The sequence below is a fragment of the Eubacterium sp. AF16-48 genome (assembly GCF_003479405.1).
Lineage (GTDB): Bacteria > Bacillota > Clostridia > Lachnospirales > Lachnospiraceae > Eubacterium_G > Eubacterium_G segne.
In genome coordinates, this window is sequence record NZ_QUHB01000008.1 from 99421 (window position 1) to 118225 (window position 18805).

Genomic DNA, 18805 nt, shown 5'->3' on the forward strand with positions numbered 1-18805 from the left:
TTAATATTTATGAATTTATTCAGGTGTCAGGGACGGTCCTTTGACACCTGATATAAAATATAATAACAATTAATTTACAAATTTATGAAAGGACAGGGGTAATTATATGAGAAAAGGTTTATTTACCAAGAAAATCGTAGCATATGTTTGTGCAGCAACTATGGTATTTAGCAGTTTTGCAGGTGTCAGTGTTGTAAATAACACAAATGTAATTGCAGACGAAACAAAGGCTGACATTGTATTAAATGATACAGGTTCACCACTTATTAAGACATGGGGTTCAGCAGATGGTGAAGGATATGCATATGAAGGATATGTATACTGTGGAGACGTTAGCTCAGATTACAAATATCTTCAGATTACATATTCAGGAGACGCAACAGCATTGAAAGAAGCTCGTTGGGAACTTTTAGGAAAAGATGATAAGGCATTAGGAACATATTGGTTCTCACAGAATGATCAGGGAACATTTAAGACAACTGATGATACATTAGTTCCTGCACCAACAGAAACAGCACAGACAGTAGTAATCGACTTAGAAAAGACAGGTGTTGATTTATCAGCATCAGGAGTTAATGCATTCCATTTCCATAACACAAAAGGAAACGGAACATTATCAATAACAGATGCAAGATTTATGACATCATTACCAGCAGAAGATACAAAGGCTGACATTGTATTAAATGATACAGGTTCACCACTTATTAAAACATGGGGTTCAGCAGATGGTGAAGGATATGCATATGAAGGATATGTATACTGTGGAGACGTTAGCTCAGATTACAAATATCTTCAGATTACATATTCAGGAGCTGCAACAGCATTGAAAGAAGCTCGTTGGGAACTTTTAGGGAAAGATGATAAGGCATTAGGAACATATTGGTTCTCACAGAATGATCAGGGAACATTTAAGACAACTGATGATACATTAGTTCCTGCACCAACAGAAACAGCACAGACAGTAGTAATCGACTTAGAAAAGACAGGCGTTGATTTATCAGCATCAGGAATTAATGCATTCCATTTCCATAACACAAAAGGAAACGGTGCATTAACAATAACAGATGCAAGATTCATCACAAAGGTTCCTGAAGAAGTTACAACACCTGCACCAACAGAGGCACCAACAGAAGGACCTACAGAAGCACCAACAACACCACAGCCAACAACAGCAGCAGATCCTTCAACAGGAATTAAGCTTGATGATGTTGCAAGTGGAATGAACAAGACATTACACATTGACAAAGCTGCAAGTGGCGCTACAGATGGTATCAAGTACGCATACTTAGGATTTGTTACATTTAAAGATTTAGCTACAAAGGATTTCAGATATCTTAAATTAACATATACAGGTGATATTACAAGCTTAAGATTTGAATTTAATGAAAAGGCAACAAACGCAAATCAGGGACCTTTCTGGTTCGATGCAGAACAGGATGTTCACTTTGTAACAGCTGACGGAAGCCCAATCCAGTTAGTTGGAAACAATACAACAGTTGTTATTGACCTTGTAGCTTCAGGTGTAGATATGAGCAAGTACAATAATGGTATTCATATGCATGGTAACTCAACAACAGATGCTGCATTTGATGTAACAATTAAAGATGCAGTATTATATGGTGGAGTACCTACACCACAGCCAACAACAGTTGCACCTACAAAGAAACCTACAGTTAAGGTATCAAGACCTGGTACTGCTTCAGTTAAGAAAGCTACAAAGAAGAAAGCTTCAGCAAAGGTTAAGATTAGCCTTAAGAAAGTTAAGAAAGCAAAAGGATATTATGTACAGATTTCAACTTCTAAGAAGTTCAAGAAAGTTCTTGTAAAGAAATATGTAAAGAAAGTATCATTTACACTTAAGAGCAAAAAGATTAAGAATAAAAAGAAACTTTACGTTAGAGCAAAAGCTTACAAGCTTAACGGAAAGAAGAAAGTTCTTTCTAAGAAGTGGTCAAAAGTTAAGAAAGTAAAAATTACAAAATAATTTTAAAATATTAATTTAGACTATGAAAAGAAAATAACCTATAGTGGGGAAAACGCTATAGGTTATTTTTCTATCGTAAAAAAGTTTTTACTAAGCAAGAAGGAGATATGAATTTGAGAAAGATAGTAAAACAAATAATCGTTATGGGAATGGCAGTTATGTTGACTATCCAACCGGGATATATGGGAAATGATAATAAAAAGGTATATGGTGCAGAAAGCACTAAGGCTGATAGTTTTTATTTACCGTCTGCCAATGCAAATGGTGTAATAGGGGCAACTATGCCATATACAAGATATGATACTGAAAAAGCCAGCCTGGCAGGAGGTGCTGTAATTGCAAAATCAGATAGTTATTCTAATTCAAGCATTGCAACACAAGCATCAAATCAGTCCTATGCAAGACTTCCAAAAAGTGGTTCGTCAGTAGAATGGACAATGGAAACGTCAGGAGATGGCGTTACAATGAGATTCACAATGCCGGATTCAAGTGACGGAAAGGGAAAAACAGGTTCTCTTGATGTATACGTAAATGGAAAATTGGCAGAGAAAGTAAACTTAACATCTTATTATATGTGGCAGTATTTTGCTGCGGGAAAAGGACATCCAAGTGATACTAATAACGGTGGGTATCCATTATTTGCCTTCGACGAAGTTCATTTTAAATTAAACAAATCACTGAAAAAAGGTGATAAGATAAAAATACAAAACAGTGGTGCAGGAAATATGGAATATGGTGTTGATTTCATTGAGGTAGAACAGGTACAAGGTGAAATTAAACAACCGGCAAATTCCTTAAGCGTAGTGGATTATGGAGCAAAGCCAAATGATGATACAGATGATGCAACAGCCATAAATAATTGCTTATATGCTGCTAAAAATATGAAAAAAGATGTATATTTTCCAGCGGGAACATACAAAATGAGTAAAAAAATGAAGATTTTAGGGGAAAATATTAAAGTAACCGGTGCTGGAATGTGGTATACAAATATACAGTTTACAAGTGACCAGCAAGGTGGCGGTGGTGTAACGGGAAAATGCAAAAATGTTGAAATAAGTAATATGTACTTAAATTCAAATTTACGTTCACGTTACAGTGAAAGCGCTAACTACAAATGTTTTGCAGATGTTTTTGAAGGCGGTTCAGTTATTCATGACATTTGGGAAGAACATTTTGAGTGTGGTTTCTGGCTTGGTGATTATGACAGAGACACAAACTATTCAGATGGTTTAAAAATCGTAAATAGCAGAATAAGAAACAATTTAGCTGATGGTGTTAACTTCTGTCAGGGAACAAGCAACGCTGCAGTATACAATTGTTCAGTAAGAAATAATGGTGATGACGGTCTTGCAATGTGGAACAATGATTATTGTTCAAAGGATGAAGAAAAAAATGTATTCGCATACAATACCGTAGAATTTAACTGGAGAGCCGGTGGAATTGCTGTGTATGGTGGAAACGGACATAAGATTTATAACAACTATATTTGTGATACAACTATGTCCTGTGGTATACATTTAAATACTGTTTTTCCAGGTCATAAGTTTAATAATAATAAAGACGGAATAAAATTTGACAATAACATAATAATCAAATCCGGTTGCTCAAAGGACTCATGGAATGGAACTATGGCAGCCATTGATATAACAGGTGGTGTTAAGAACGTTACATTTAGCAATACAAAAATTTATGAAGCACAGCATGATGGCATACGTGTAGGGCAGGACTGTAGCAATATTATTTTCAACAATACTAAGATATACAAGTCAGGTGCTGATGGAAACACTTCCAGAAAAGGAGCTGCATTGTATTTAGATACAGCACAAAATGTTATATTTAACAATATAGAAATTGCAAAGAGTGCCTATAGTAATGCAGCCGGATGGCCAATATATTCACATATCTATGGTACGGTTAATACCAACAATATTAAAAATTATGTTAATGTAAGCAGTAAGGAATATACAATTCCTTCATACCCTAAGGCAGGAACATTTAGCACAGGTAAACCTTCAAATGGCGGAAGTGAAAATCCAACAACAAAACCTACGGTAAAGCCAACGGTTAAACCAATTGTAAAGGTTAATGTAACTAAGGTTAAAAGTGCATCTAAAAAGCGTGCTTCTTACAAAATAAAAATAAGTCTTAAGAAAGCAAAATCCGTAACGGGATATCAGATACAGATTGCTACAAACAAGAAATTTAAGAAGGTTTTAGTATCTAAAAAAGTAAAGAAATACAAATTTGTACTTAAATCATCTAAAATTAAAAACAAAAAGACCTTGTATCTTAGAGCAAGAGCGTATAAAGTAGTTAGTAAAAAGACTTATGTAAGCAATTGGACAAAAGCTAAAAAGGTTAAAGTGACTAAGTAGAGTCTACAGAATTAAAATTAGCAAATAAAGTTCATAGGATAAAGTCCGTAAAATTAAAATGAAGGGAAGAAGATTTAATATCTTTTGGGTGAAAGTATGGCACATTTATATTTTACAAGACATGGACAGACCTTTTGGAATGTTGAAAACAAAATTTGTGGAGCAACGGATATAGGTCTGACAGAGTTAGGACACAGTCAGGCTAAGGAGCTGGGCGAAAAAATATTACAACAGGGAATACATATTGATGAAATATTATATTCCCCATTATCCCGTGCCGCAGATACGGCAAAGCATATTTCCCGGATTACGGGAATACCTATGAGGGAAGAAAAGAGACTGACGGAACAGAATTTTGGAAAATATGAATCAACAGCCAGAAATGGTGAAGAATTTAAAGTGGCAAAGACAAATTTTATATGTAGTTTTGATGGCGGTGAAACAATGTTACACCTGGCACAAAGAATATATAATTTGTTAGATGAAATCAAGCAACAGCCGGATAAGGTATATCTGTTGGTTGCTCATAATGGAATATCAAGAGTGGTAAATTCGTATTTTTACGATATGACAAATGAAGAGTTTGCAGCATTTGGCATTAAAAACTGTGAAATTAGAAAATATGAGTTTTAAGCTTAATTAGAAAAAGGCTATTGCATCCTAAGGGGACTTGCCAAAGTATGACTTTGGAAACGTACCCTAGGACAATAGTTTTTTTTAATAAAAATTAGATGGCTTTATATCCACATTCAAATTTGGTTTTTGCTTCCTGAACTTTCTTGCTTTCTGCGGCAGGTGTAGGATAAAATCCCATAGTGTGCATCTGATTAAATACATCTACCTGAATTTCGTGTTCCTTGCTTAAAAGGTTAAGCATAGTTTCACGAAGATTGTCATGGACGCATTCGTTAGCACCTAAATTATAAAGGTTAGTGGCATTTTTTTCAGTATTAAGGGCATCCCCTAAAATTTCCTTTTCTGTATAAATTTCGTTCATTTTTAAATCCCCCAATTATTTCAAATAAGAATAAATTTCATTAAAATGTCCCTGATGCTTGTCGGCGATACTTAACATTTGCTGTTTTATAGTCTCATCCTTACTGTGATTTGCAAGCATCTGAAACTTTTTAACTAAAAGTTCCTCTTCATTTAATAAATCCTGAACAACTGACAGTTCTTTTTCTGAAATATCCATGTTTCCTCCTTTTTTAACATAAATTATTGACTTTAATAGTATGTTAAAATAAGATAGAAAAATGTATGGAATAATTTTGAAAAATTAAAATGAAAAAGGAGACGTAATGGAATTAGAGGTAATTAGAGGAGTTTTAATTCCCTTTGCAGGAACATCTCTTGGAGCAGCATGTGTACTGTTTATGAAAAGGAATTTAAATATAAAGGTGCAGAAGGCACTTACAGGATTTGCGGCAGGAGTAATGGTGGCAGCATCAATATGGAGTTTGCTTATCCCGGCTATAGAACAGTCGCAAAGTATGGGAAAGCTTTCCTTTGTCCCTGCTGTAATTGGATTTTGGGTAGGGATATTGTTTTTACTCTTATTAGATAAAACGATTCCCCACTTGCATATGAACAGTAACGAAGCAGAAGGACCTCATGTGAAACTAAAAAAAACTACAATGCTTGTCCTTGCTGTTACACTTCATAATATTCCGGAGGGGATGGCTGTAGGAGTAGTTTTTGCGGCAATGCTTATGCCTAATAGTGAAATATCTTCTATGGGGGCATTAGCTTTAGCAATTGGAATTGCAATACAGAATTTCCCGGAAGGTGCCATTATATCCATGCCGTTAAAGGCAGAAGGCGAAAGTAAGACAAAGGCATTTATATATGGAGTTCTTTCAGGGGCAGTGGAACCGGTAGCAGCAGTTTTAACTATTTTGGCTGCGGGGATAATTGTTCCGGTGCTACCATACTTACTAAGCTTTGCAGCAGGAGCCATGTTATATGTGGTAGTAGAAGAATTGATTCCTGAAATGTCAGAAGGAAAACATTCTAATATTGGAACTTTAATGTTTTCTTTGGGATTTACAATTATGATGACATTAGATGTGGCATTAGGCTAAAATCAAAATTAAATACTTATAAAAAACGTATATCCCTGGAAAAGGAATATACGTTTTTTTAGGTTAATTAATTTTTTCATCTAACTTATTTGCCAGATAGAGGATAACATCTTTTCGGGTTATAATTCCAATAAACACATTATTATCATCTACCACAGGCACAAAGTTCTGATTGGTTATTTTATCAAATAATTCTTCCATAGAAACTGAAATGTGGATGGCTTTGTTATCCCTTCGTCGGTTTATGGATGTAATGGGGATTCCCTCCATTTGCTTAAGGGAAGGAAAGTCATTGCTTTTTAAACACCAAAGCAAATCGCCTTCTGTAATAGTTCCTATGTATTTTCCGTCCTTACCTAAAAGGGGAATGGCTGTGTATCCGTGATGCTCCATTTTTTCAAGAGCCTGTCTGAATGTATCATCTTCTTCAACATGTGAAACATTCTCCTTTGGAGTAAGGAAAAATAAAATATTCATATATTATATCCTCCGTATTAAAAACTCATACTCAAACATTCTATCAGAAAAATATGAGTAAAGCCATAGAGGACACAAAAAGTTAACATGTTTATTTTAGTGATGGAATAATCTAATTCCTGTAAATGCCATAGCCATTCCATGTTTATTGCAGGCATCAATAACATCCTGGTCACGGATAGAACCGCCAGGCTGTGCTACATATTTAACACCACTTTTAGCAGCTCTTTCAATGTTATCACTAAATGGGAAGAAAGCATCGGAACCTAATGTAATTCCTTCAGCCTGTGATAACCATTCCTGTTTCTCTTCTTTTGTAAATACATCGGGCTTTTCAGTAAACACTCTCTGCCATTCACCATCAGCTAAAATATCCATGTATTCATCCCCAATGTAAAGGTCGATGGCATTATCTCTGTCGGCACGCTTCATATCCTCTTTAAAAGGAAGATTAAGAACCTTTGGACACTGACGGAGAAGCCAGTTATCTGCCTTCTGTCCTGCAAGTCTTACACAGTGGATTCTTGACTGCTGTCCTGCACCTACACCAATAGCCTGTCCGTTTTTAACGAAACATACTGAATTTGACTGGGTATATTTAAGAGTAATCATTGAAATAGCCATGTCAATTTTAGCACTTTCAGGAATATCCTTATTTTCAGTTACAACATTGCTAAAGAAATCATCATCAATGTTTAATTCATTACGTCCCTGCTCAAAAGTAATTCCAAATACCTGTTTTCTTTCAATTGGGTTAGGAACATAATCAGGGTCAATTTCAATAATGGCATAGGCACCACGTTTTTTGCCTTTTAATAATTCTAAAGCTTCAGGTTCATATCCCGGAGCAATAATTCCGTCTGAAAATTCTCTTTTTATAAGAGCGGCAGTAGAAACATCACATACATCTGAAAGGGCAATAAAATCGCCGTATGAAGACATTCTGTCAGCACCTCTTGCTCTTGCATATGCAGCAGCAAGAGGAGATAAGTCACCCAGGTCGTCTACCCAGTAAATCTTAGCTTCAACATCACTAAGAGGAAGACCAACTGCGGCACCGGCAGGAGAAACATGCTTAAAAGAAGTAGCAGCAGGAAGACCTGTAGCCTTTTTAAGCTCCTTAACTAACTGCCATCCGTTAAAGGCATCAAGGAAATTAATATATCCCGGTTTCCCGTTTAAAACCTTAATAGGAAGTTCGCCTTCTTCCATAAAAATTCTAGAAGGCTTCTGATTCGGGTTACATCCATATTTTAATTCTAATTCTTTCATAATAATCCTTTCTGTTCTTTGTAATTGTTATTTAAAAAGTAAAAAATGTTAATGAGTTACATAAATTTATTTGTTTTTGTTAATAATCTTTGTTTCATAAGTTCCATCTTCAATATTGATATATCTTACAAACAATGAAACCTTGTTATCCTCATTTAAGCTGTTCCATAACATTTCAGTAAACTGATCCATATCATCCATCATAGGAACTAACTTAGGTTCTCCCTCAAAAGAAGGAAGAGGATTTCCGTCACATTTATATGTGTGAATAAAATGACCTTCGCCGTTTACAGGATTAGAGTATGCAAATGTATATCTGTTACAGGCATCAGGATTTCCGTTGTTGCTTTTTAATATAGACATTGCGTAGTTATATGTTCCGTTTTCAACATGCATAATACCTGAAATTCTAGGTGTATAGTTAGGACCGTCCGGTTCAAACTCACGGGTTCTAAGAGACTGCTCAAAAGTCTGCTGCTTGTCCATAAGTTCGTAGATAGTATCAGTCTGGTCTCCGTTAGTAACAATAGTCTTGTTTCCAAGAACACGAACAGGAGCGTAGATAATAAGACTTGGGTCAACTAATTTTGAAGGGTCAAAAGCTTCAGTTCTGATACCTTCTCCATCTGTTACAAAAACTCTGTTTCTGCTGTTTTCGCTTCTTCCCATAATGAAATATGCAGTAACTGCGAACTTTCCATTAGGAGTTTTTCCAATAACGATTCCACGTCCCGGATAAGAATTTTCCTTTAATTCTTTTTCAAGTGATAACATTTCCATTTATTTTCTTCCTCCATAAATAAAAAATAAAATAAAAACCGTCTGGGAAACCAGAAGGCTGCCCAGGCGGTCGACGAAACTAAATCCATGCTCCCTGTGGTAAATCCACTAATCCGCCAGTCACATGGAAGATATAAATAGAATAAACGATTTCTTAGGGATTTTCAACAAAAAAATATATATTGAAGAAATTTATTTTTTATATTAGTATATCATAGAGTGAAAAAAAATTAAGAATGTTAATAGTTTCTTAAGATTTATGAATTATAATTGCCTTCGGCAACAAAAAATATAAAAGAAATTAAAAGGTGAAGATTTGAAAACATTAAAAAAAATAATACCATCATATGCAGTAATACCCATTATAATGTCTCTTGTAGTGAATATGATTACGTACTTTGGTACAAGAATTTTTACTACTAAATTACATCATTATAATATTAACTGCTTTATTGACGACATGATCCCCTTTACAACATTTATGATATGGATATACGTGTTAAGCTATGTTATATGGGTAGTGGGATTTATTGCAATAGGAAGAGAAAACAAAAAAGTATGTTATGAAGTGCTTTTTGGAGAGCAGATTGCAAAGCTTATGTGCTTAGTGATTTTTGTGGCTTTCCCTACAACACTTATCAGACCGGAATTTGACGTAAATACCTTAAGTGAATGGATGACTAACTTAATATATACTTTAGACAGTCCCGATAATCTTTTTCCGTCAATACATTGTCTTGAAAGCTGGGTGTGCTTTAGAGGGGCAATGAGATGTAAAAAGGTGGGAAAAGTCTACAAGGTAATTATGCTTATTTTGGCACTTCTTGTTTTTGCATCAACAGTGATGGTAAAACAGCATGTGTTTGTAGACATAATAGGTGCCATTTTAGTTGTAGAGATAGGATTGGCATTAGCAAAGAGGTTAAATATATATAAGAAGCTTGATAAAAGCTATAGTGAATAAAGGAGTGGCATGAAGGAGACAAAGAAAAAAATTCTCTGGTCGGTAGTTTTACTGGCATTAATAGGTATTACGCTATATGTTATTGTAAAAAGCAACGATTCCCTTACTCTTGAGGGATTTATTCAATATGTGTCTAAGGCTAAAAAACAGTGGATAGTGGCTGCATTTGGGTGTATGCTGGGATTTATTGTATTTGAAGCATTGGCAGTTAGGGAGTTAAGTAAGGCTTTTGGTTACAAAAGAAAGTTTAGAAAGGCTCTTGTGTATTCCACATCAGATATTTATTTTTCGGCTATAACACCTTCTGCTACAGGAGGTCAGCCTGCATCAGCCTATTTTATGATGAATGATAAAATTCCCGGTGCGGTAACTACCATAGTATTGCTTGTAAACTTGACTTTATATACAACATCAATTATTCTTATAGGTATGGTGTGCTTCATCACAAGACCTTATATGTTTATGCATTTTAGCTTTGTGTCTAAGTGTATGATTGTATTTGGATTTGTGTTTCAGTTTGTACTTATTGCAGTGTTTATTTTACTTGTTTACAAAGAGAAAATAATAATGAAAACTGCAAATTTCTTTATGAGACTTTTAAGTAAATTACATCTTATGCACAACATTGAGAAAAAGCAGGAGCATCTCATAGAGGTGGAAATGCAGTACAAAGAATGTGCAGCAGCCATAAAAGGTAAATTAAAAAATATTTTGATTGCACTTATATATAATTTCATGCAGAGACTGTCACTTATAATGGTATCTGTGTGTGTGTTTATCGCTGTAGGGGGAAGTGCTCATAATATCTACAATGCATTTATCGCTCAGGGATTTGTAGTTTTAGGCTCAAACAGCGTTCCTATTCCGGGAGCAGTTGGAGCTGCGGACTATCTTTTTATTGATGGATTTGGTAAAATAATAAATGATAGTGTCAGCATTGAATTACTTAGCAGGGGAATTTCATTTTACTGCTGCTTAGTTGTCTGCGGATTAATTACATTTGCGGCATCAGTGCTACATAGTTTGAAAGGAATGAAGCAAAAGAAAAAATGTTAGGTTATTGGGATTATACAGTTGTTCTTACATATTGTTCACTATTATCTGCCACTACAGGTATTCTTGTATCTTTGTCAGGGGCAGGACATCCGTATATAGGAGTTATGTTTTTATTACTTTGCGGACTTTGCGATACATTTGACGGCAGGGTTGCAAGATCAAAGAAGAACAGAACAGCTAAGGAAAAGGAATTTGGAATACAGATTGATTCATTATCAGATTTGGTAGCATTTGGTGTGTTGCCTGTTTGTGTGGGAATGGCACTCTATAAAAGAGATATGTTTGATATAGAAGCTTTAAGCCATCACAAAAGTGTACTTGCATGTGTTCCCCTTGCGGTTATTATTGCAGTAAGTGCCATATTTGTTTTAGCAGCACTGGTAAGACTGGCATATTTTAACATAACAGTTGAGGAAACCCAGGGAGAGGGATTAGGAGACAAGAAGCATTACTATGGCTTGCCTGTTACATCCACAGCACTTATTTTCCCTACATTTTTACTGGCAAGACATATTCTTTATCTTAATCATGTAAACATTTCATTTGTTTATTATATATTGTTGCTTATAGTTGCAGTGCTTTTTGTTCTTAAGTTTAAATTAAAGAAACCGGGAACAATGATGATATACTTTTTAGTAGGTATTGGTGCTGTTGAATTTATTGCAGTTATTTTATTAAAGTTTTTTGCAAATAGATAGTTATGGATAATATAAAAGAAAGTTCAGGAATTTTAAAATTTTTATATAATACTGTTCCGGGAAGAGCAGTGCTTAAAGTAATTACAAGCCCCACCATTTCAAAAATTGGCGGGGCTTATATGGATTCAAAATTATCCACCATACACATTAAGGGATTTATAAAGAATAATAATATAGATATGAGCCAGTATGAGAAGGCGAAGTATAAATCCTTTAATGAATTTTTCACAAGAAAAATATTGCCGGAGAAGAGACCGGTGTGTAAGGATGAGGATGCCCTTATTTCACCATGTGACGGAAGACTTTCGGCATATCACATAGACAGTGATTCCCGGTTTTATATTAAGAAAAGCAGATACAGTATTCAGGACTTATTGCAGGGTAGCAAGGCAGCAGCGGATTATAATGGCGGAATATGTCTTATACTAAGATTATGTGTGGATGATTACCACAGATATGGAAATATAGATGACGGAGTTATTCTTGAAAACAAATATATCAGGGGAAAGCTTCACACCGTAAGACCTATAGCGGTAAACAGATATCCGGTTTTTGTGCAAAACAGCAGGGAGTATACCATAATAAAAACTAAAAATTTTGGAAGGGTAGCTCAAATTGAAGTTGGAGCCCTTATGATAGGCAAAATCAAAAATCACTCAAAGTCAGGCAGTGTAATTAAGGGAACGGAAAAGGGAATGTTTCTGTACGGCGGTTCCACTATAGTGCTTTTATTTGAAAAGGATACGGTATCCATACCTGAAAAGTATTTTGAGGAAACTGAAAATGACAGGGAAGTAATAGTTAAATATGGAAGCAAAATTGGTGGCAGAGCATAATCTACCACCATTTCTTTTTCTTAAAAACAACACAGAGAACTATAACAAGCAAGGTACTAAAGGCAAAAAGACCCGGGTATCCGTATGCCCACTTAAGCTCAGGCATTGCCTCAAAATTCATGCCATACCATCCTGTAATAAGGGTAAGAGGCATAAAGATAGTAGTTACAACAGTGAGAAACTTCATAATAAGATTCTGGTGAACATCAAGCTGTTGCTGGTAAACATCCCGGATTTGGGAAGTGTATTCCCAGATTTGTTCGGATTCGTGACTAAACAGGGACACTTTTTTTTCTAACACAGAAAAAAGCTGTTTGGAATCTTCATCAATCAGTCCCTTTGTATCATCAGCCAAGCACCCGCATATACCTTCAATTTGAATGTAATAGTGGTGTAACCGCAGGGTTTTACTACGATAGGTTGTAATATCTCTTATTAAGGTGTTCATTTTATCATTAAAAATGCTAAGCTCTAACTGAATAAGATTTTGTTGCAGGGAATTGATTTTTTCTAAATCCTTTGACATAACAAAATCAAGAACAAAAAAAAGACAGGCCCCCGGAGATATCATTTTTTCACAGTTTGCAGCTATAATATCATCAACCATATCCTTAAGATAATTATTTTTGTCAATGAAAATAATATAGCTTGGGGTATAAATAAACCGTATAAGGCAGGGAGGAGCCATTAAAATATCAGGAATGTTGATATATCCGTATAAAAAATCTGAGAATATTTCAATTTTTGAAAAATGAAAATCGGAAAAAATCATGGGTATTCTTGGAACATAATTATTAATAATATCATAATGAGTTGCCAAATCTAATGGAATAACTGCCATAAAATTGTCTGTTAGTATTTCAGAATTTTCTAAATTGTTGTTTATATCGTAAAACATATAAGCTCCCTACTTTGCAAAATATACGTTATATATATTGTGTAGAAAAAGATGTTTTAATCATAAAAAGTGCGTTATAATTAGAGGAGGAAACAAAATGAACGAAGTTCATTTTCTAAAGATGTTTCCGACGAAATGCCGCTGACCGGAGGGAGGGGGCGCTACAATTAAGGAGGAATTATGGACAAAAAAGAAGAACTGGTAAAGTTGTTAATAGATAAAAAATATACAATATCTTTTGCGGAAAGCTGTACAGGTGGAAAAATGGCAGCAGCAATTGTGGATGTAGCGGATGCATCAAAGGTTTTAAATGCAAGTTTTGTAACCTATGCAAATGAGGCAAAAATAAAATATGCCGGAGTTTCTTCGGAAACCCTTGAAAAATACGGTGCAGTAAGTGAAGAAACCGCCGGAGAAATGGCTAAGGGCACAGCTAAGGCAAATGGAGCACAGATTGCCGTAGGAATATCAGGAATAGCAGGTCCTACAGGGGGGACAAAGGATAAGCCTGTAGGTACGGTATGCTTTGGATATTTTATGGAGGGAAGACTTTGGACGGAAACTGTGGTATTTCCTGACAGGGGACGGAATATAGTTAGGGATATGAGTGTGGAACATGTAATGGATGTGCTGATAAATGAATTGAAGAAATAAGGGTTATGTGTTAAAATCTTCTTTACGATGATTAATGGAAGGTGGGATTAAGATATGCCAATTAAAGTAAAACAGAGTCTCCCGGCAAGGGATATTTTAGAGAAAGAGAATATATTTGTAATGACAGAAACAAGAGCCATGACTCAGGATATCAGACCTCTTAAAGTTCTTGTTTTAAATCTGATGCCTACCAAAATCGTTACTGAGACACAGATTTTAAGAAAATTATCTAATACACCTCTTCAGATAGAGGTAGAATTTCTACAGACGGCAACATACCGTTCAAAACATACAGACAAAAGCCACTTAGATGAATTTTATAAGACTTTTGACGAGGTTTCAAACAAGTATTTTGACGGATTAATAATAACAGGAGCGCCTCTTGATTTTGTGGATTATGAGGATGTGGAATACTGGGATGAAATATGTGAAATTATGGAGTGGTCCAAAAAGCATGTACATTGTACTTTCTATTTATGCTGGGGTGCTTTTGCAGGACTTTATTATCACTATGGCATAAGAAAAAGAGACCGTGTTCCAAAGCTTTCAGGAATTTATAAGCATAAAATTTTAAAGAAGAAATCCCCTTTGTTCAGAGGCTTTGATGATGAGTTTTATGCACCTCATTCCAGGGCAACAGAAGTTACAAGAGAGCAGATTTTGGCGGAGCCGGCACTGGAATTAATGGCAGAGTCAGATGAGGCAGGGGTAGCAATAGTCAAATCGAAAGATAGCAGACAGTTTTATGTTTTATGTCATACGGAATATGATGCAGACACTCTTAAGCTTGAATATGAGAGAGATACTCAAAAAGGCATGAACCCTCAGCTTCCGGTAAATTACTTTCCGGATGATGATCCCACAAAGGAACCGGTGGTAAACTGGCGCTCAGCAGGTCAGTTGTTGTGGACTAACTGGATTAACTACTACGTATACCAGACTACGCCGTATGATATTAATGATGTTGAAAACGAATAGGGAGAAATATTATGATTAAAATTATAGCAGACAGCACCTGCGATTTATCAGATGAATTAATAAAAAAATATGATATAGATATTCTTCCATTGTATATTCACATGGGAGATAAGGAATATAAGGACAAGCTTGAAATAACTCCTGAGGAGATATACAGATGGTCTGATGAAAACCACACTACACCAAAGACAGCGGCACCTTCTATTGAGGATGCCATGAATATAATTGAAAAATATCAGAAGCAGGGTGATGACATTATTATGTTTGCCATATCGGAAGATATGTCAACATCAGCTAATGTTATGAGAATGGCGGCAGATAATTTAGATTACAGTGATCATGTGTATGTTATTAATTCAGAAAGCCTTTCCACGGGAATTGGTCTTTTAGTTATTGAGGCAGCAGTTATGGCACAAAAAGACAAAAGTCCTCAGGATATTGTGGAAACGATTGAAGCCTATAAGCCTTATGTAAGGGCAAGCTTTGTGGTAGATACGCTTAAATATCTTCACAGAGGAGGACGTTGTTCTTCTACAGCAACGTTAGTTGGAGGAGTTCTTAAGTTAAAGCCAAGAATTGTAGTTGAAAACGGAAAAATGTTAGCTGACAAAAAATACCGTGGAAAAATTGATAAGGTAATTGTTCAGTATGTAAAGGATTTGGAAAATGCCTTACTTCATGCCAAAAAGGACAGGGTATTTATTACCCATTCAGGATGTGATGATGAAGTTGTAAACATTGTAAAGAAGTATTTAAAAGACCTTCATCATTTCAAAAATATATATGTTACTAATGCAGGAGGTGTAATATCCAGCCACTGCGGACCGGGAACATTGGGAGTTTTGTTTATTGCCGCAGGAGAGAAGCATGGTCCATATGATAAAAAGTTTGATGCTAACAAAAACGGCATAATGGAAGACCATGAAAAGGCTGCAGAAGATGCTTACATCAGACATTTAGTAGAAAAGGAAAAGCGTGACAGTGGCGAGGAAGAGCAGGAGGAAGAAGACTTCTAAGGATATGTCACATAAAATTGACGGTTTCAACAATAAACACCAAAATATTCTTGTTTATTCTGCCTATGACATTTAACTATAAAAAGTAGTATACTTATATTAGGAAAAAAATTGATTAGAAAATGTTAGATTGGGTATAAATAAAACTAAGAGATAAGTAAAAGAGGTGTTTAGAGTGTTTAAAATTGGTGACTATGTTGTTCACGGAAGAAACGGAGTGTGCAAGGTGGTTGATATTACCCATATTGATATTTCCGGAGCAGATAAAAACCAGCTATATTATACTTTAATTCCAATGAAGTCAGAAGATAGCAGAATTTTTTATCCTGTGGATGGAAATAAAATAGTTATGCGCCCGGTATTAACCAGACAGGAGGCAGAGAATATTGTTTCCGAGATAAAAGACATTGAGCCTATGTGGATTGAAAATGACAGGCAGCGTGAGGAAAAATACAAAGAGGCAATCAGTTCCTGTGACTGTGAGAAGCTTATTTGTATAATAAAAACATTACATGCCAGAAATTCCAAGAGAATGGCACAGGGAAAGCGTATAACCTATGTAGATGACCGATACTTAAAGGAAGCAAAGAGAAATCTTCATGATGAGTTTTCAATTGCCCTTGGTATAGACAGAAATCAGGTAGAGGAATACATAAGAGAACACATTGATGTGGCGTAAGCATATTATAAGTGAATAATTTACATTAGAATCGAGTAGGAGTAATCTTACTCGATTTTGCTTGCCAAGAATATTGTAGATGAATTATAATACCAACTATAGAAAAGCCCCAAGGGGTAATACATATTATGTGTGGAGGAGAAAATATGTTTTGTAAGAAATGTGGAAAATATGTTCAGCCTAATGAAAATTTCTGCCCTTACTGTGGAGCAGAGGTTGAAAAAGCTGATTTTGCAAGTAATACAGATGAAACGAAAGTTATCCCAAATATTCAGGATGAATTAAACAGTCAGGGAAAAAGTCTTGATGATATATCAGAGGATATTCCAAAGGAAGTTGAATATGTGGAAGATGACCAATTTGATTTCCCGGAAGATTTAGGTGATGATGAATTTGAGTTTGCCGAAGATGATGAAGATGATGGGGAGTTAGAATATGAGGATGATGAGGACGGCTATTACGGAGATGTTGCCAAAGAAAATGAGGCAATTGCTAACAAAAATAAAAAGATGAATATTATAGCCATTGCTGTTTCAGCGTCAATTATACTGGTAATAGTAATTGTAGCTGTTGCACTTTCCCTTACATTAGGTGGCAAAAACAACGATAAAAAGGAAACTACAAGTGCTAAGGAAACAGCTACAACTGTAGAGGAATCAGTTACGGAAGAAACAGCAGAGGCAACTCAGGAGCCACAGCAGAATGAAACAGAGCCGGAAACAGAGCCGGAAACAGAACCTGCAACAGAGCCACCTGTGGTAACTAAGAAACCAAGACCAACTAAGCCGGCGGTACAACCTACAGAAGCTCCTACTAAGGCAGAACCTGTTACGGAGGCACCTACAGAGCCTGTTACAGCGGCACCTGACGATAATCAGGATAATGCAGGAGAATAATTATTTAGGAAAATAGAATGAGATTTAATAAAAAAACAAGTGATTATTTAATTGAATTATTAAGGTCTGTAATAAATGAAGATTCACCTAAAGAGAAACCAGAGGGTGTAGACTGGGATGACATATACAGTCTCGCCCTGTTTCACAAGGTGGATGAAATGGCTTTTCATGCCATATCAAAACTTACGGGAAAGCCTGAAGGCAGGGAGGCTTTAAAGTGGGAAAAGCAGCATGAAAAAAATCAGATTGTAAATATGGTACAGACAGGAGAAGGAGAAACCATTATAAATGAGGCATCTGCAAGGGGGATAGATATTTTACCTCTTAAGGGGTCTGTGCTTAAAAACATATATCCAAATCTGGAATTTAGGCAGATGGGTGATTTGGATTATCTGGTTTTATCTGATGAAAGCACCATGAAGGAAATGGGAAAACTGTTACATGAATTAGGATATGAAGATGGTGAAGGGGTAGGCCTTGAAGCCAGCCACGACGTGTATATTAAGCCACCTTATATGGAGGTGGAGGTTCACAGAAGACTTCTTCCAACTACTGAGGAAAATCACTGGCATACTGATGATATATGGGACAGGCTTGTAAAAGATGAAGATAATCCCCATCTTATGCATATGACACCGGAGGATTTTTATTTGTTTCATCTTCTTCATTTTGAGAAGCATTATTCCATGGGTGGAAGCGGTATAAGATCCATTATAGACCAGTATTACCTAATGAAAAATTATGGTGCTACCATGGATTTTGATTACATTAATAAGCTTCTTGTTAAAATGAATTATGTTGAATTTGAGGCTATGTGTAGAAATCTTGCAAAGGCATGGTTTGAAGATGGTTTATTAAATGATGAATTAGAACAGTCAGCTGAGTACATAATAAACAGTGGTGCCTTTGGTACCTTTGAGCAATACCAGAAGTGGCGTTTTGAACAGTATAGAAAACAAGGCATAAAAACTAAAAAAGGCTTGTTTTTCCGAAGAATGTTTATGGAAAGGGAAAGGATGGAAAATATATATCCGTCTCTTAAGAAACATGGATGGCTGTTGCCGTTTTGCTGGGTACACAGATTGATAAAGGCTGTTTTGTTTAGAAGAAATAAAATCAAAATGGAGATAAATAGTTTAAGGGATAAAAAATAAACAG

General features: G+C 35.6%; 20 protein-coding genes and 1 riboswitch. Of the genes, 14 read left to right on the plus strand and 6 right to left on the minus strand.

The features are described 5' to 3' along the window. Positions 1 to 106: 106 nt before the first annotated feature. From DWW68_RS09945 to DWW68_RS09955, 3 genes are all read left to right on the plus strand, one after another. Positions 107 to 1984 carry a hypothetical protein gene (locus tag DWW68_RS09945; RefSeq protein WP_118594991.1) on the plus strand — a complete coding sequence of 626 codons (1878 nt, stop codon included), beginning with the start codon at positions 107 to 109 and terminating at the stop codon, positions 1982 to 1984. A gap of 113 nt (positions 1985 to 2097) precedes the next feature. Continuing rightward, a complete protein-coding gene (locus DWW68_RS09950) occupies positions 2098 to 4359 on the plus strand; it encodes a glycosyl hydrolase family 28-related protein (protein ID WP_158576875.1) in 2262 nt (753 codons plus the stop codon). Between the two features lie 96 nt (positions 4360 to 4455). After that, positions 4456 to 4992 carry a histidine phosphatase family protein gene (locus tag DWW68_RS09955; protein ID WP_021952825.1) on the plus strand — a complete coding sequence of 179 codons (537 nt, stop codon included), beginning with the start codon at positions 4456 to 4458 and terminating at the stop codon, positions 4990 to 4992. A 94-nt stretch (positions 4993 to 5086) separates the two neighbouring features. Here DWW68_RS09955 and DWW68_RS09960 read toward each other — a convergent pair whose 3' ends face one another. Together DWW68_RS09960 and DWW68_RS09965 are read right to left on the minus strand one after the other, a co-directional pair. Beyond that, the gene (locus DWW68_RS09960) at positions 5087 to 5356 is read right to left on the minus strand and encodes a spore coat protein (RefSeq protein WP_021952826.1); all 270 of its coding nucleotides are present in this window, start codon (positions 5354 to 5356) and stop codon (positions 5087 to 5089) included. Between the two features lie 15 nt (positions 5357 to 5371). Then, the gene (locus DWW68_RS09965; RefSeq protein ID WP_021952827.1) at positions 5372 to 5554 is read right to left on the minus strand and encodes a hypothetical protein; all 183 of its coding nucleotides are present in this window, start codon (positions 5552 to 5554) and stop codon (positions 5372 to 5374) included. A gap of 106 nt (positions 5555 to 5660) precedes the next feature. On the opposite strand from DWW68_RS09965, the gene DWW68_RS09970 reads away from it, so the two are divergent. After that, on the plus strand, positions 5661 to 6443 hold the full coding sequence (locus DWW68_RS09970) for a ZIP family metal transporter (protein ID WP_118589661.1): 783 nt from the start codon (positions 5661 to 5663) through the stop codon (positions 6441 to 6443). Between the two features lie 63 nt (positions 6444 to 6506). Here the strand turns inward: DWW68_RS09970 and DWW68_RS09975 are convergent, their stop codons facing one another. The 3 genes from DWW68_RS09975 to DWW68_RS09985 all read right to left on the minus strand — a co-directional run bounded on the left by DWW68_RS09975 (position 6507) and on the right by DWW68_RS09985 (position 8972). Continuing rightward, entirely contained in the window at positions 6507 to 6920 is a 414-nt protein-coding gene (locus DWW68_RS09975) for a CBS domain-containing protein (RefSeq protein ID WP_021952829.1), read from the minus strand. Between the two features lie 96 nt (positions 6921 to 7016). Continuing rightward, entirely contained in the window at positions 7017 to 8192 is a 1176-nt protein-coding gene (locus DWW68_RS09980) for a phosphoribosylaminoimidazolecarboxamide formyltransferase (RefSeq protein WP_021952830.1), read from the minus strand. Between the two features lie 66 nt (positions 8193 to 8258). Continuing rightward, positions 8259 to 8972: an IMP cyclohydrolase gene (locus DWW68_RS09985; protein ID WP_118589660.1), complete on the minus strand. Its 714-nt coding sequence runs from the start codon at positions 8970 to 8972 to the stop codon at positions 8259 to 8261. Positions 8973 to 9025: 53 nt separating this feature from the next. After that, positions 9026 to 9106: riboswitch (ZMP/ZTP riboswitch) on the minus strand. A 182-nt stretch (positions 9107 to 9288) separates the two neighbouring features. On the opposite strand from DWW68_RS09985, the gene DWW68_RS09990 reads away from it, so the two are divergent. From DWW68_RS09990 to DWW68_RS10005, 4 genes are read left to right on the plus strand one after another with little or no spacing between them, the layout of a single operon-like run. After that, a complete protein-coding gene (locus DWW68_RS09990) occupies positions 9289 to 9936 on the plus strand; it encodes a phosphatase PAP2 family protein (protein ID WP_118589659.1) in 648 nt (215 codons plus the stop codon). A gap of 9 nt (positions 9937 to 9945) precedes the next feature. Next, positions 9946 to 10992, plus strand: a complete 1047-nt coding sequence (locus DWW68_RS09995) for a lysylphosphatidylglycerol synthase transmembrane domain-containing protein (protein WP_021952833.1) — start codon at positions 9946 to 9948, stop codon at positions 10990 to 10992. Next, the gene (locus DWW68_RS10000) at positions 10986 to 11690 is read left to right on the plus strand and encodes a CDP-alcohol phosphatidyltransferase family protein (protein ID WP_118589658.1); all 705 of its coding nucleotides are present in this window, start codon (positions 10986 to 10988) and stop codon (positions 11688 to 11690) included. Before DWW68_RS09995 ends, DWW68_RS10000 begins: the two co-directional genes overlap by 7 nt. A gap of 2 nt (positions 11691 to 11692) precedes the next feature. Continuing rightward, the gene (locus DWW68_RS10005; RefSeq protein WP_118589657.1) at positions 11693 to 12526 is read left to right on the plus strand and encodes a phosphatidylserine decarboxylase; all 834 of its coding nucleotides are present in this window, start codon (positions 11693 to 11695) and stop codon (positions 12524 to 12526) included. A 1-nt stretch (position 12527) separates the two neighbouring features. Here the strand turns inward: DWW68_RS10005 and DWW68_RS10010 are convergent, their stop codons facing one another. Then, positions 12528 to 13424: a CorA family divalent cation transporter gene (locus tag DWW68_RS10010; RefSeq protein ID WP_118589656.1), complete on the minus strand. Its 897-nt coding sequence runs from the start codon at positions 13422 to 13424 to the stop codon at positions 12528 to 12530. A gap of 180 nt (positions 13425 to 13604) precedes the next feature. On the opposite strand from DWW68_RS10010, the gene DWW68_RS10015 reads away from it, so the two are divergent. The 6 genes from DWW68_RS10015 to DWW68_RS10040 all read left to right on the plus strand — a co-directional run bounded on the left by DWW68_RS10015 (position 13605) and on the right by DWW68_RS10040 (position 18801). After that, positions 13605 to 14078, plus strand: coding sequence for a CinA family protein (locus DWW68_RS10015; protein ID WP_118589655.1), 474 nt, complete (start codon positions 13605 to 13607; stop codon positions 14076 to 14078). A 54-nt stretch (positions 14079 to 14132) separates the two neighbouring features. Next, positions 14133 to 15056 (plus strand): homoserine O-succinyltransferase, encoded by a 924-nt coding sequence (gene metA, locus DWW68_RS10020; protein WP_118589654.1) that lies wholly within the window; start codon positions 14133 to 14135, stop codon positions 15054 to 15056. An 11-nt stretch (positions 15057 to 15067) separates the two neighbouring features. Continuing rightward, on the plus strand, positions 15068 to 16072 hold the full coding sequence (locus DWW68_RS10025; protein WP_118589653.1) for a DegV family protein: 1005 nt from the start codon (positions 15068 to 15070) through the stop codon (positions 16070 to 16072). A 175-nt stretch (positions 16073 to 16247) separates the two neighbouring features. After that, positions 16248 to 16751, plus strand: coding sequence for a CarD family transcriptional regulator (locus tag DWW68_RS10030; protein WP_021951892.1), 504 nt, complete (start codon positions 16248 to 16250; stop codon positions 16749 to 16751). 146 nt (positions 16752 to 16897) lie between these two features. Continuing rightward, entirely contained in the window at positions 16898 to 17647 is a 750-nt protein-coding gene (locus DWW68_RS10035; RefSeq protein WP_158576877.1) for a zinc ribbon domain-containing protein, read from the plus strand. A gap of 17 nt (positions 17648 to 17664) precedes the next feature. Further along, complete coding sequence (locus tag DWW68_RS10040; protein ID WP_118589651.1) at positions 17665 to 18801, plus strand: nucleotidyltransferase family protein; 1137 nt, start codon at positions 17665 to 17667, stop codon at positions 18799 to 18801. Positions 18802 to 18805 lie beyond the last annotated feature (4 nt).

Coding starts and splice junctions, on each gene's coding strand:
- DWW68_RS09945 (WP_118594991.1), top strand. CDS start 107: ATGAGAAAAGGTTTATTTACCAAGAAAATCGTAGCATATGTTTGTGCA.
- DWW68_RS09955 (WP_021952825.1), top strand. CDS start 4,456: ATGGCACATTTATATTTTACAAGACATGGACAGACCTTTTGGAATGTT.
- DWW68_RS09960 (WP_021952826.1), bottom strand. CDS start 5,356: ATGAACGAAATTTATACAGAAAAGGAAATTTTAGGGGATGCCCTTAAT.
- DWW68_RS09965 (WP_021952827.1), bottom strand. CDS start 5,554: ATGGATATTTCAGAAAAAGAACTGTCAGTTGTTCAGGATTTATTAAAT.
- DWW68_RS09970 (WP_118589661.1), top strand. CDS start 5,661: ATGGAATTAGAGGTAATTAGAGGAGTTTTAATTCCCTTTGCAGGAACA.
- DWW68_RS09975 (WP_021952829.1), bottom strand. CDS start 6,920: ATGAATATTTTATTTTTCCTTACTCCAAAGGAGAATGTTTCACATGTT.
- DWW68_RS09980 (WP_021952830.1), bottom strand. CDS start 8,192: ATGAAAGAATTAGAATTAAAATATGGATGTAACCCGAATCAGAAGCCT.
- DWW68_RS09985 (WP_118589660.1), bottom strand. CDS start 8,972: ATGGAAATGTTATCACTTGAAAAAGAATTAAAGGAAAATTCTTATCCG.
- DWW68_RS09995 (WP_021952833.1), top strand. CDS start 9,946: ATGAAGGAGACAAAGAAAAAAATTCTCTGGTCGGTAGTTTTACTGGCA.
- DWW68_RS10000 (WP_118589658.1), top strand. CDS start 10,986: ATGTTAGGTTATTGGGATTATACAGTTGTTCTTACATATTGTTCACTA.
- DWW68_RS10005 (WP_118589657.1), top strand. CDS start 11,693: ATGGATAATATAAAAGAAAGTTCAGGAATTTTAAAATTTTTATATAAT.
- DWW68_RS10010 (WP_118589656.1), bottom strand. CDS start 13,424: ATGTTTTACGATATAAACAACAATTTAGAAAATTCTGAAATACTAACA.
- DWW68_RS10015 (WP_118589655.1), top strand. CDS start 13,605: ATGGACAAAAAAGAAGAACTGGTAAAGTTGTTAATAGATAAAAAATAT.
- metA (WP_118589654.1), top strand. CDS start 14,133: ATGCCAATTAAAGTAAAACAGAGTCTCCCGGCAAGGGATATTTTAGAG.
- DWW68_RS10025 (WP_118589653.1), top strand. CDS start 15,068: ATGATTAAAATTATAGCAGACAGCACCTGCGATTTATCAGATGAATTA.
- DWW68_RS10035 (WP_158576877.1), top strand. CDS start 16,898: ATGTTTTGTAAGAAATGTGGAAAATATGTTCAGCCTAATGAAAATTTC.
- DWW68_RS10040 (WP_118589651.1), top strand. CDS start 17,665: ATGAGATTTAATAAAAAAACAAGTGATTATTTAATTGAATTATTAAGG.